Consider the following 12,810-nt stretch of genomic DNA (forward strand, 5'->3'; position numbering starts at 1 on the left):
TAATAAGGGTCGTGATTAATTGGGCGGATCCACGAACCCTCGGGTAAAATGGCCGCCATTTTACAGAATCCAGACGAAAGGGTCAGATTATGCCGCTCACTCCAGAGCAGAAGAAACAGTACAAATCCATTGGTCACCACCTGAAACCGGTTTTGACGGTGGCGGACAACGGTCTGACTGAGGGTGTATTAGCCGAGCTTGAACGCGCCTTGGCGGATCACGAGCTGATCAAGATCAAGCTCAACATCCTCGACCGCGAGTCGCGCCTGGCGCACATTGCAGAACTGTGCAAGGTCGGCAAGGCTGATCTGGTACAGGTCATCGGCAAGATGGCACTGGTTTATCGCAAGAACTTCAGCGTCAACAAGCAGCTGTCGAACGTTCATCGCTTCAAGTGATGACAAGGGTCAAGGGTGTGCTTCGCGCACCCTGCCACTCCATCCCGGCAGCGGCTGCAACACCAGCACCAGCCCGGAGAAGCCTAACAGCAGAAAACTGAATGCCTGCCAGCGCTGCGCTTGCGGCCAGCCGACATGCACGGCGACAAACATCGCACACGCATACAGTGCCATCAGCAGCACCTGCCCGCGAAAATCCCGCCACAGACTGGCAAGGCCCTCGGCCCGTACCAGCACCAAAGCCTGAAAAATCACGCAGGCAGCGGCAAAAATCACCAGCGACACTTCGAACGCATCGGCAATCTCATCGATCAGCAACGGTGCCAGACCAATCTTGCCCAGCACCGGTCGCAAACCGAGATGAATCAGCCAAAAGCCGCCGACCCACAACATCTGGGTCAGCTGCCAAAGCATGGCGCCCGCACGTAGCGGGCGCCTGCCCTCAGATGTGACGGACTTCGACAATCTCGTACTCGATAACACCACTCGGCGTTTTCACGGCAACCACGTCACCCTCTTCCTTGCCGATCAAGGCACGGGCCAAGGGCGAGCCGACCGAAATCTTGCCGAGTTTGAAGTCAGCCTCATCCTCACCCACGATGTGGTAAGCGACGCTTTCATCCGTCTCGACGTTGGCGATTTCGACGGTGGTACCGAAGATCACTTTGCCGGTGTGCGGAATGGTCGTGACATCAATGATGACCTGATTCTGGATCCGGCCTTCGATATCACGGATCCGCGCCTCGACCATGCCCTGCTGTTCGCGGGCGGCATGGTATTCGGCGTTTTCCTTCAGGTCACCCAGCTCGCGAGCCGTACCGATGTCCTGGCTGAGCTTCGGACGAACGACCTTGGTCAGGTGAGCGTGTTCTTCTTCCAGGGCTTTTGCACCCTGGACGGTCATTGGGTACTTGATCATGCCTTCAATCCTGCGTGTAGATCCTGCAAGCGGCGTACGGTCTTCTCGGGACCGAACTTCAGCGCTTCACAGATAGCCTCGCCCGCAGCAATGGTGGTGGTGCAGTAGATCTTGTGCTGCAGGGCATTGCGACGAATGGAGTAGGAATCAGCGATCGACTGACGACCTTCGGTGGTGTTGATGATCAGGGTGACTTCGTCATTCTTGATCATGTCGACCACGTGCGGACGACCCTCGGTCACCTTGTTCACGCGGCGCACTTTCAGGCCTGCGGCTTCGATCAGCTTGGCAGTACCGGCAGTGGCGACCACTTCGAAGCCCAAGTTGATCAGATCACGGGCCACGCCTGCAACCAGCGGCTTGTCATCGTCACGCACGCTGATGAACGCGGTACCACCGGTCGGCAGCACTTCGCTGGCACCCATCTGGGCCTTGGCGAAGGCTTCACCGAAGGTGTCGCCGACGCCCATCACTTCACCGGTGGACTTCATCTCTGGGCCGAGGATCGGGTCAACGCCAGGGAATTTGGCGAACGGGAACACCGCCTCTTTCACGCTGTAGAAGTTCGGGATGATTTCCTTGGTGAAGCCGATTTCCTTCAGGGTCTTACCGGCCATGACGCGAGCGGCGATCATGGCCAGGGAAACACCAATGCACTTGGACACGAACGGTACGGTACGCGAAGCACGCGGGTTGACTTCGATGACGTAGATGTCTTCGCCCTGCAGCGCCAGTTGCACGTTCATCAGGCCGACAACGCCCAGTTCCAGGGCCATTTTCTTGACCTGTTCGCGCATCTCGTCCTGGATGTGCGCCGGCAGCGAGTAAGGCGGCAGCGAGCACGCGGAGTCACCGGAGTGAACGCCCGCCTGTTCGATGTGCTGCATGATCGCGCCGATCACCACATCTTTGCCGTCGCAGACCGCATCCACGTCCATCTCGATGGCGCAGTTGAGGAAGTGGTCGAGCAGCACCGGGCTGTCGTTGGACACTTGCACCGCATCACGCAGGTAGCGCTTGAGTTCGTCTTCCTTGTAAACGATTTCCATCGCGCGGCCGCCCAGTACGTAGGACGGGCGCACCACCAGCGGATAACCGATTTTCGCGGCAGCGCGAACGGCTTCGTCTTCGCTGCGTACGGTGGCGTTTGGCGGCTGACGCAGGTTAAGACGCTCAACCATTTGCTGGAAGCGCTCACGGTCTTCGGCACGGTCGATGGCATCAGGGCTGGTACCGATGATCGGCACGCCAGCGGCTTCCAGGGCACGCGCCAGTTTCAGCGGCGTCTGACCGCCGTACTGGACGATCACGCCTTTGGGCTTCTCGACGCGGCAGATTTCCAGTACGTCTTCCAGTGTTACCGGCTCGAAGTACAGACGGTCGGACGTGTCGTAGTCGGTGGAAACGGTTTCCGGGTTGCAGTTGACCATGATGGTTTCATAGCCGTCTTCGCGCAGTGCAAGAGCGGCGTGTACGCAGCAGTAGTCGAACTCGATGCCCTGGCCGATACGGTTCGGACCGCCACCCAGAATCATGATTTTGTCGCGACCGGACGGCGCGGCTTCGCACTCTTCCTCGTACGTCGAGTAGAGGTACGCGGTGTCGGTGGCGAACTCGGCCGCGCACGTGTCAACGCGCTTGTACACCGGGAACACTTCCAGTTTTTGACGATGCGTACGCAGGTTCTTCTCGGTCACACCCAGCAGTTTGGCCAGACGCTGATCGGAGAAGCCTTTGCGCTTGAGCTTGAACATCAGGTCGCGGTCGATGGCGGACAGACCGAGGGTCTTGACCTTCTCTTCTTCCTTGATCAGATCTTCGATCTGCACCAGGAACCACGGGTCGATCATGTTCATGCCGAAAATGTCTTCGACGGTCATGCCGGCGCGGAATGCGTCCGCCACGTACCAGATACGCTCGGCGCCCGGCACGGTCAGCTCGCGTTTGAGGATGCTCATGCTTTCCGGATTGCTCAGATCGAGCTTCTCGTCCAGACCGCAAACACCGACTTCCAGGCCGCGCAGGGCTTTCTGCAGGGATTCCTGGAAGGTGCGGCCGATGGCCATAACCTCACCGACCGACTTCATTTGCGTGGTCAGGCGTGCGTCAGCCTTGGCGAATTTCTCGAAGGCGAAACGTGGCAGCTTGGTCACAACGTAGTCGATCGACGGCTCGAAGGACGCCGGGGTCTTGCCGCCAGTGATGTCGTTCGACAGCTCGTCGAGGGTGTAGCCCACAGCCAGTTTGGCCGCGACTTTGGCAATCGGGAAACCGGTGGCTTTCGAAGCCAGTGCCGAGGAACGCGATACACGCGGGTTCATCTCGATCACGACCATGCGGCCGGTGTCCGGGCAGATACCGAACTGCACGTTGGAACCGCCGGTCTCGACGCCGATCTCGCGCAGTACCGCCAGCGAGGCGTTACGCAGGATCTGATATTCCTTGTCGGTCAGGGTCTGTGCCGGAGCAACGGTGATCGAGTCACCGGTGTGCACGCCCATCGGGTCGAAGTTCTCGATCGAGCAGACGATGATGCAGTTGTCCTTTTTGTCGCGGACAACTTCCATCTCATATTCTTTCCAGCCAATCAGCGATTCGTCGATCAGCAGCTCTTTGGTCGGCGACAGGTCCAGACCGCGGGCGCAGATTTCTTCGAACTCTTCACGGTTGTAGGCGATACCGCCGCCGGTGCCACCCATGGTGAAGGATGGACGGATGATGCACGGGAAGCCCAGACGCTCGAGGACGGCGTTGGCTTCTTCCATGCTGTGGGCGATACCGGAACGCGGGCATTCCAGACCGATGGATTTCATGGCCTTGTCGAAACGCGAACGGTCTTCAGCCTTGTCGATGGTGTCGGCGTTGGCACCGATCATTTCCACGCCGAACTTTTCCAGAACGCCTTCGCGCTCCAGATCGAGGGCGCAGTTCAGTGCAGTCTGGCCGCCCATGGTTGGCAGCACCGCGTCCGGGCGCTCTTTTTCGATGATCTTGGCCACGGTCTGCCACTTGATCGGCTCGATGTACGTGGCGTCGGCCATGTCCGGGTCGGTCATGATGGTGGCCGGGTTGGAGTTCACCAGGATGACGCGGTAACCCTCTTCGCGCAGGGCTTTGCAGGCCTGGGCGCCGGAGTAGTCGAATTCGCAGGCCTGGCCGATAACGATCGGGCCAGCGCCGAGAATCAGGATGCTTTTAATGTCTGTACGTTTTGGCATGGGTTTGTCACTCAAATCCGCAGGTCAGTCGGCAAGCCGTCTTGATCGATTTCTGAAGCCCTGAGGGGCGCCACCGGGGTCGGGGCCGCCCTCGAGGGCTTCTCGCTACAGTCTCAAGGCGAACGCTTAGCGTCGCTTGGCCATCTCGTTGATGAAGCGGTCGAATAGGGGCGCCACATCGTTCGGGCCCGGGCTCGCTTCAGGGTGGCCCTGGAAGCTGAACGCGCTCTTGTCAGTGCGCTCGATGCCTTGCAGGGTGCCGTCGAACAGCGATTTGTGGATCGCACGCACGTTGGCCGGCAGGGTCGCTTCGTCAACCGCGAAACCGTGGTTCTGGCTGGTGATCATCACGACGCCAGTGTCCAGATCCTGTACCGGGTGGTTGGCACCGTGGTGGCCATGGCCCATTTTCAGGGTCTTGGCGCCGGAGGCCAGAGCCAGCAGCTGGTGACCGAGGCAGATACCGAAGACCGGAATTTCGGTTTCCAGCACTTCCTTGATCGCCTTGATTGCGTAGTCGCATGGCTCCGGATCACCAGGGCCGTTGGACAGGAACACGCCGTCCGGCTTGAGTGCCAGCACGTCGGCTGCCGGGGTTTGCGCCGGCACCACGGTCACGCGGCAGCCGCGCTCGACCAGCATGCGCAGGATGTTCAGTTTGACGCCGTAGTCGTAGGCAACCACGTGGTATGGCAACTCGGACGCTTCGAGGGTCGCGTGGCTGTCGCTCTTCAGATCCCAGACAGTGGAGCGCCATTCGTACTTTTCCTTGGTGCTGACGACTTTCGCCAGATCCATGCCCTTCAGGCCCGGGAAGCCTTGCGCGGCGGCAATTGCAGCTTCTTCGGAGATGTTGTCGCCGGCCATGATGCAGCCGTTCTGTGCGCCTTTTTCACGCAGGATGCGGGTCAGGCGACGAGTATCGATACCAGCGATTGCCACAACGTTGTTGGCTTTCAGGTAGTCGGACAGGGACATCGTGTTACGCCAGTTGCTCGCTACCAGCGGCAGGTCACGGATGACCAGACCAGCGGACCATACGCGGTCGGACTCGGCATCTTCCGGCGTGGTGCCGGTGTTGCCGATGTGCGGGTAAGTCAGGGTAACGATCTGTTGGGCGTAGGAAGGATCGGTAAGGATTTCCTGATAGCCGGTCATTGCGGTGTTGAACACCACCTCACCAACGGTTTGACCGTCGGCTCCAATGGCTTCGCCGCGAAAAATGCTGCCATCAGCAAGGGCGAGTATGGCTGGCTTAGTCAAGAAGACCTCCCGTAAATAACGCATGAAAGGGCAATCGCAGGTTGTAAAAAAGCGGAGTGACGTATGGACACGTCACCCCGCTTCTTCACTGAATTATTCTGCGCGCTTTTAGTGGACACACTAAAGCTGTAGCTTACAGAAAAAGGCTTTTTTGGTCCACCGCTAAAGAGCCTAAAAGGCCGGAGAATGCGACAGGGCGTCGCGCGATGTAGAAAAACCAGCGCAAAACGGGCGTCTGCGCTGGGTAAAACCGTCAATCAATGCAGGTCGAGCACGTCCTGCATGTCATACAGACCCGGCTCGCGGCCATCGAGCCACAACGCCGCACGCACCGCACCCTTGGCGAATGTCATGCGACTAGAAGCCTTGTGCGTGATCTCCAGGCGCTCGCCCTCACAAGCGAACAGCACGGTGTGATCGCCGACCACATCACCACCGCGAACGGTGGCGAAACCGATGGTTTCCCGTTCGCGCGCACCGGTGTGACCTTCACGGCCATAGACCGCTACCTTCTGCAGATCACGATCCAGCGCATCGGCGATCACTTCACCCATGCGCAGCGCCGTGCCCGAAGGCGCATCGATCTTGTGCCGGTGATGCGCTTCGATGATTTCGATGTCGGCATCATCGCCCAGCACCCGGGCGGTCATTTCGAGCAGCTTCAGCGACAGATTGACCCCGACACTGAAGTTGGCCGCGAACACGATCGGAATATCCTTGCCCGCCTCAGCCAGCAGCTGCTTCTGCGCAGCGTCGAGCCCGGTGGTGCCGATGACCATGGCCTTGCCAGCCTTGCGACAGAACGCGAGGTTTTTCAGCATGACTTCCGGCAGGGTGAAATCGATCAGCACATCGAACTCTTCAGCCACCGATTCGAGATTGCCGGACAACGGCACACCGATGCGACCCAGCGAAGCCAGCTCACCGGCATCCACCCCGATCAGCGTACTGCCGGGACGAACGATCGCCGCGGTCAGGCCGGTCAGCGGCGCGCGCTGTTGCACGGCCTCGACCAGAATCTTGCCCATGCGCCCGGCGGCGCCCATCACAGCTATACGTCGCATGCCGACTCCTTACAGATCGCCGAAGAAGCGCTTCACGCCATCGAACCAACCGGTGGTTTTTGGCGAGTGACTGTTGTCATCCGCCAGCGAGCTGCGGAATTCTTCGAGCAATTCGCGCTGACGACGATTCAGATTGACCGGGGTCTCGACCGCTACGCGACACATCAAGTCGCCCGCACCACCGCCCCGCACCGGCGCCACGCCTTTGCCACGCACGCGGAACTGCTTGCCGGTCTGAGTGCCTTCAGGAATTTTCAGTTTGACGCGACCGTCGAGGGTCGGGATTTCCAGTTCGCCGCCGAGCGCCGCATCAACAAAGCTGATCGGCACTTCGCAGAACAGATGTTTGCCATCGCGCTGGAAGATGTCGTGCTCGCGCACGTTGATCACCACGTACAGGTCGCCAGTCGGGCCGCCCTGAGTGCCCGCCTCGCCTTCGCCGGACAGACGAATGCGGTCGCCGGTATCAACACCCGCCGGCACTTTGACCGACAGGGTCTTGTATTCTTCGACGCGACCGTCGCCGTGGCAGGAATCGCACGGATCGGAAATGATCTTGCCCTGGCCATGGCAGCGCGGGCAGGTCTGCTGCACCGAGAAGAAGCCCTGCTGCATGCGCACCTGACCGATGCCGCCGCAGGTCGGGCAGGTCGATGGCGACGAGCCTTTCTTCGCGCCGGAACCGTCGCACGGCTTGCAGTTGACCAGTGTCGGAACGCGGATATTCACGGTGGTCCCGCGTACCGCTTCTTCCAGATTCAGCTCCAGGGTGTAGCGCAAATCGCTGCCGCGCTGGGCGCCGCCACGGGAACCGCCGCGACCGCCACCGAAGAAGTCACTGAAGACATCACCAAAGATGTCAGAGAAATTCTGCCCGCCGAAACCGGCACCACCGCCACCCATGCTTGGGTCGACGCCAGCATGACCGTACTGGTCGTAGGCCGCGCGCTTGCTCGAATCGGACAATACTTCGTAGGCCTCGTTGGCCTCTTTGAACAGTTCTTCCGACGCTTTGTCATCGGGATTACGGTCCGGGTGGTGCTTCATCGCCAGGCGACGATAGGCCTTTTTCAGGTCTGCATCGCTTGAACCACGCTCTACACCCAATACTTCGTAATAGTCACGCTTTGCCATAAGTCTTTGCACTCTTGAGGACGTTCGGCAAACCCCTCCTGAGGATGGCCAAACTCGTTGAGCCCCAATACAGGCCCGGACCCAACTCACGTCAATTCAACGATCCTGGTCTTTGTTTCTTGTGGTACTTGCGGCACGAAAAGCAGGAGCATTCCCGGCCATACCAACAGCACGCAAGGCTTGTCGCATGCTGTAAAAATTCACGTATTCCAGATACGCCAACGCGGGAGCAAGCTCCCGCGCGGCGACATCCTACCAGTCACCGCCGCAAGGCAGTCAACCGGCCGACCAACAACTTACTTGTGGTCTTTGACTTCTTCGAACTCGGCATCGACAACATCGTCAGCCTTTTCAGCTTTCTCGTCGTGCGGTGCCGCGCCTTCAGCAGGCTGAGCCTGTTCGGCGTACATCTTCTGGGCAACCGGAGCCGAGACTTTCGACAGCTCTTCGATCTTCGCTTCGATGGCAGCCTTGTCGTCGCCTTTCACAGCGGCTTCCAGTGCAACCACGGCAGCTTCGATCGCGGTCTTCTCTTCAGCGCTGACCTTGTCGCCCGCTTCGGTGACCATTTTGCGAGTCGAGTGAACCAGTGCATCACCCTTGTTACGGGATTCAGCCAGTTCAGCGAACTTGCGGTCTTCCTCGGCGTTCAGCTCGGCATCGCGAACCATCTTCTGAATTTCTTCATCCGACAGACCGGAGTTGGCCTTGATGGTGATCTTCTGCTCTTTACCGGTCGCCTTGTCTTTCGCACCGACGTGCAGGATGCCGTTGGCGTCGATGTCGAAGGTCACTTCGATCTGTGGCACGCCACGTGGAGCTGGTGGAATGTCGGCCAGGTCGAACTTGCCCAGGGACTTGTTCTGTGCGGCTTGCTTACGCTCACCTTGCAGAACGTGAATGGTCACGGCGCCCTGGTTGTCATCGGCAGTCGAGAACACTTGCGATTTCTTGGTAGGAATCGTGGTGTTTTTCTCGATCAGCGCGGTCATCACGCCACCCATGGTTTCGATACCCAGGGTCAGCGGGCTGACGTCGAGCAGCAGAACGTCTTTCACGTCACCGGCCAGAACGGCGCCCTGAATCGCAGCACCCATGGCAACCGCTTCGTCCGGGTTCACGTCTTTACGTGCTTCTTTACCGAAGAAATCGGTCACCAGCTTCTGTACCAGCGGCATACGGGTCTGACCGCCGACCAGAATCACGTCGTTGATCGCGCCAACGTCGATACCGGCGTCTTTCATGGCGATACGGCAAGGTTCGATGGTGCGCTGAACCAGGTCTTCAACCAGTGCTTCGAGCTTGGCACGCGAAATCTTCACGTTCAGGTGCTTAGGACCGGTAGCGTCTGCAGTGATGTACGGCAGGTTGACGTCGGTCGACTGAGCGGACGACAGCTCGATCTTGGCTTTCTCAGCGGCTTCTTTCAGGCGCTGCATGGCCAGCGGGTCACCTTTGAGGTTCATGCCGCTTTCTTTCTTGAATTCGTCAACGAGGTAGTCGATCAGACGAATGTCAAAGTCTTCACCGCCGAGGAAGGTGTCACCGTTGGTGGCCAACACTTCGAACTGGTGCTCGCCGTCAACCTCAGCGATCTCGATCACGGAAACGTCGAAAGTACCGCCACCCAGGTCGTAAACGATCACGGTGTGATCGCCCTTGGCCTTGTCCATACCGTAAGCCAGAGCAGCCGCGGTTGGTTCGTTGATGATACGTTTAACGTCCAGACCGGCAATGCGGCCGGCGTCTTTGGTCGCCTGACGCTGGCTGTCGTTGAAGTAGGCCGGAACGGTGATCACCGCCTCGGTCACAGGCTCGCCAAGGTAGTCTTCGGCGGTCTTCTTCATCTTCTTCAGGATTTCAGCCGAGATTTGTGGCGGCGCCATTTTCTGGCCGTTCACTTCAACCCAGGCGTCGCCGTTGTCAGCCTTGGCGATTTTGTACGGGACCATCTTGATGTCTTTCTGTACGACTTCTTCGTCGAACTTGCGACCGATCAGACGCTTCACCGCGTACAGGGTGTTGTGCGGGTTGGTCACTGCCTGACGCTTGGCCGACTGACCAACGAGGATTTCACCATCGTTGGCGTAAGCGATGATCGACGGCGTGGTGCGCGCGCCTTCGGCGTTTTCGATAACTTTGGCTACGCCGTTTTCCAGCACGGAGACGCAGGAGTTGGTAGTCCCCAGGTCGATACCGATAATTTTGCCCATGTTCACTCTCCCGAAACTTTGGATTTTGTTGCCGCAGCAGTGGTGGCTAACTGCGGTAATACTTAAACGCTTGACTTCTAAATGGGGGCCTTGCGGCTAATTTCAAGCCTTCTCGTCAATCGAAGGCGAAATTGGCGCCGGCGCCTTGCTGACCACAACCATGGCCGGACGCAACAGGCGACCGTTGAGCTGGTAGCCCTTCTGGAATACCTTCAGAACGCTGTTCGGTTCGACGTCGGCGCTTTCCTGCATGGCCATCGCCTGATGATGAACGGCGTTGAACGGTTCGCCATGCGGATCGATCGCTTCAAGCTGATAACGCTTGAGGGTGTCGTGGAACATTTTCAGGGTCAGCTCGATGCCTTCGCGCATCGGACGGATGCTTTCGTCGTCCGGGCTCGACAACTCGAGGCCGCGCTCCAGGCTGTCAACGATCGGCAGCAAGTCACCGGCGAATTTTTCCAGCGCAAACTTGTGCGCCTTCTCGACATCCTGCTCGGCACGGCGGCGGACGTTCTGCAGATCGGCAGCTACGCGCAGCGACTGATCCTGCGCGGCGGCCAACTGCTCTTCGAGCACTTGTACACGGGTCGCCAGGTCGTCACCCGAAGTTTCGGGCGCCTGATTGGCTTCTGGATTTTGCGTATCTACTGTCTGTTCGTCAGCCATAGAATTCTCCTTTCAATTACGTCCGCGAGCTGTACTCGCGCTTCTGCCCCGATATATGGGGCCGCAAAATCAGGCTTCAAGGGCCTGCAATGATTAACCCTACAAAAAAGTGCTGCATTGTCATTCCCGCTCGGACTAAGCATTTGATCGGATCAAGCAAATCGAGCTAAGCGAGGGCATTGTCAGGCCGAAACAAAACACTGTATAAATAACCAGACCTAAAGCCTGGGAGCGGCCTTTATGCTGGTGCACCTGTCCGTACATAACTACGCCATCGTTGAACATCTCGATCTCGAACTTGATCGCGGGATGAGCGTGATCACAGGGGAAACCGGCGCCGGCAAGTCGATCATGCTCGACGCCCTGGGCCTGACCCTTGGCGACCGCGCCGACAGCGGCGTGGTTCGCCCGGGCGCCGACAAGGCCGACATTCTGGCCACCTTCGATCTGGTGGACATCCCTGAAGCCCATGCCTGGCTGGCCGAGCGCGACCTCGAAAACGACGGCCCCTGCATCCTGCGCCGAGTGATCACCGCCGAAGGCCGTTCGCGCGGCTATATCAATGGCACGCCCTGCCCGCTCGGCGATCTCAAGGCTCTCGGCGAACTGCTGATCGATATCCACAGCCAGCACGAACACCAGTCCCTGCTGAAAACCGATACCCATCGCCGCCTGCTCGACGAATACGCCGGCGCTACCGATCTGGCCCGTCAGGTGCAACTGGCCGCGCAGCGCTGGCGTCAGACCCGCCAGGAACTGGAGCGCCTCTCCAACTCGGGTGACGAGCAACGCGCGCGTCACCAATTGCTCAGCTACCAGCTCGAAGAACTGGAGAACCTCGGCCTCGGCGAAAACGAACTCGAACAGCTGGAGCAGGAACACAAGAATCTGACCAACGCCGAAACCCTGCTTGGCATTTGCCGACAGGTGGTCGAGCAGTGCAGCGAAAGCGATTCCGGCAACGTACTGAATGCACTGACCGCCAGCCTCAACCGCCTGTCGAGCGTGAACAGCTCGGTTGGCGCACTGGGCGAAGCCAGCAGCTTGCTGACCAGCGCGCAGATCCAGGTCGAAGAAGCCGTGGGCGAGCTCAATCGCTTCCTCGACAACTTCGATGCCGATCCGGCGCGCCTGCAATATCTGGAAGAACGCCTCGACGCGATTTACACCTTGGCGCGCAAGCACCGGATCCAGCCAACCGAAGTCGCCGAGATGCAGCAAAAGTTGCTGGATGAGATCGAAACCCTCAACGCCAATGACGAATCCATCGAGCGTCTGGGTGAAGAGCTGGCTTCCTACGCACGCCACTATCAAGAGAAAGCCCGCGAGCTGAGCGACTTGCGCCATCAAGCCGCCGGCAGCCTCGCAAGCGCCGTGGAACAGGAAATCCAGCGCCTGGGCATGCCCGGCGGTCGCTTCACCATCGAATTGCGCGCCAACAGCAGCGACGAATTGCTACCCAACGGTCTGGAGCAAGTCGAGCTGCTGGTCAGTGCCAACCCCGGTCAGCCGTTGAAGGCGCTGGCCAAAGTGGCCTCCGGTGGCGAGCTGTCGCGGATCAGCCTGGCGATTCAGGTGATTACCGCGCAGACTTCACGGGTACCAACCCTGGTATTCGACGAAGTGGACGTGGGGATCGGCGGGCCGACAGCGGAGATTGTCGGCCAATTGTTGCGACGTCTTGGCGATCGTGGGCAGGTACTGACCGTGACGCACTTGCCGCAAGTGGCGGCGCAGGGTCATCAGCATTTATTCGTGCACAAGGTACGGGGCGAACAAGCGACTCACACCGCAGTGTCCAAGCTGAGCAAGAACGACCGTATAGAAGAAGTGGCGCGGATGCTGGGCGGCATCGACCTGACCAAAGAGTCTTTGGCTCACGCGAAAAAAATGGTGGTCACCGCAAAAGTTTAAAAGCAGCAGAAAGCACGA

Annotated in this window: 10 protein-coding genes; 2 read left to right on the plus strand and 8 right to left on the minus strand. The window is 59.1% G+C overall.

What is annotated here, in order from left to right; genetic code table 11:
* Positions 1-89 precede the first annotated feature (89 nt).
* On the plus strand, positions 90-398 hold the full coding sequence (locus AB1J88_RS16725) for a YhbY family RNA-binding protein (RefSeq protein ID WP_003221534.1): 309 nt from the start codon (positions 90-92) through the stop codon (positions 396-398).
* A 9-nt stretch (positions 399-407) separates the two neighbouring features.
* Here the strand turns inward: AB1J88_RS16725 and AB1J88_RS16730 are convergent, their stop codons facing one another.
* From AB1J88_RS16730 to grpE, 8 genes are all read right to left on the minus strand, one after another.
* Positions 408-812: an MFS transporter gene (locus tag AB1J88_RS16730; protein ID WP_095667564.1), complete on the minus strand. Its 405-nt coding sequence runs from the start codon at positions 810-812 to the stop codon at positions 408-410.
* Positions 813-840: 28 nt separating this feature from the next.
* On the minus strand, positions 841-1,317 hold the full coding sequence (greA, locus tag AB1J88_RS16735; RefSeq protein WP_041066788.1) for a transcription elongation factor GreA: 477 nt from the start codon (positions 1,315-1,317) through the stop codon (positions 841-843).
* Positions 1,314-4,535 (minus strand): carbamoyl-phosphate synthase large subunit, encoded by a 3,222-nt coding sequence (gene carB, locus AB1J88_RS16740; RefSeq protein ID WP_047291165.1) that lies wholly within the window; start codon positions 4,533-4,535, stop codon positions 1,314-1,316. The genes greA and carB overlap by 4 nt, the downstream gene beginning before the upstream one ends.
* Before the next feature lie 126 nt (positions 4,536-4,661).
* A complete protein-coding gene (carA, locus tag AB1J88_RS16745; protein WP_430291491.1) occupies positions 4,662-5,798 on the minus strand; it encodes a glutamine-hydrolyzing carbamoyl-phosphate synthase small subunit in 1,137 nt (378 codons plus the stop codon).
* 257 nt (positions 5,799-6,055) lie between these two features.
* The gene (dapB, locus tag AB1J88_RS16750; protein WP_003221523.1) at positions 6,056-6,862 is read right to left on the minus strand and encodes a 4-hydroxy-tetrahydrodipicolinate reductase; all 807 of its coding nucleotides are present in this window, start codon (positions 6,860-6,862) and stop codon (positions 6,056-6,058) included.
* Positions 6,863-6,871: 9 nt separating this feature from the next.
* On the minus strand, positions 6,872-7,996 hold the full coding sequence (dnaJ, locus tag AB1J88_RS16755) for a molecular chaperone DnaJ (protein WP_003221522.1): 1,125 nt from the start codon (positions 7,994-7,996) through the stop codon (positions 6,872-6,874).
* A gap of 296 nt (positions 7,997-8,292) precedes the next feature.
* Entirely contained in the window at positions 8,293-10,209 is a 1,917-nt protein-coding gene (gene dnaK / locus AB1J88_RS16760) for a molecular chaperone DnaK (protein ID WP_003221521.1), read from the minus strand.
* 102 nt (positions 10,210-10,311) lie between these two features.
* Positions 10,312-10,878 carry a nucleotide exchange factor GrpE gene (gene grpE, locus AB1J88_RS16765; RefSeq protein ID WP_007961425.1) on the minus strand — a complete coding sequence of 189 codons (567 nt, stop codon included), beginning with the start codon at positions 10,876-10,878 and terminating at the stop codon, positions 10,312-10,314.
* Between the two features lie 240 nt (positions 10,879-11,118).
* Here grpE and recN point away from each other — a divergent pair, with 240 nt between their 5' ends.
* The gene (gene recN, locus AB1J88_RS16770; protein ID WP_430291492.1) at positions 11,119-12,792 is read left to right on the plus strand and encodes a DNA repair protein RecN; all 1,674 of its coding nucleotides are present in this window, start codon (positions 11,119-11,121) and stop codon (positions 12,790-12,792) included.
* Positions 12,793-12,810 lie beyond the last annotated feature (18 nt).

This window comes from Pseudomonas sp. S8, from assembly GCF_050473925.1.
Lineage (GTDB): Bacteria > Pseudomonadota > Gammaproteobacteria > Pseudomonadales > Pseudomonadaceae > Aquipseudomonas > Aquipseudomonas parakoreensis.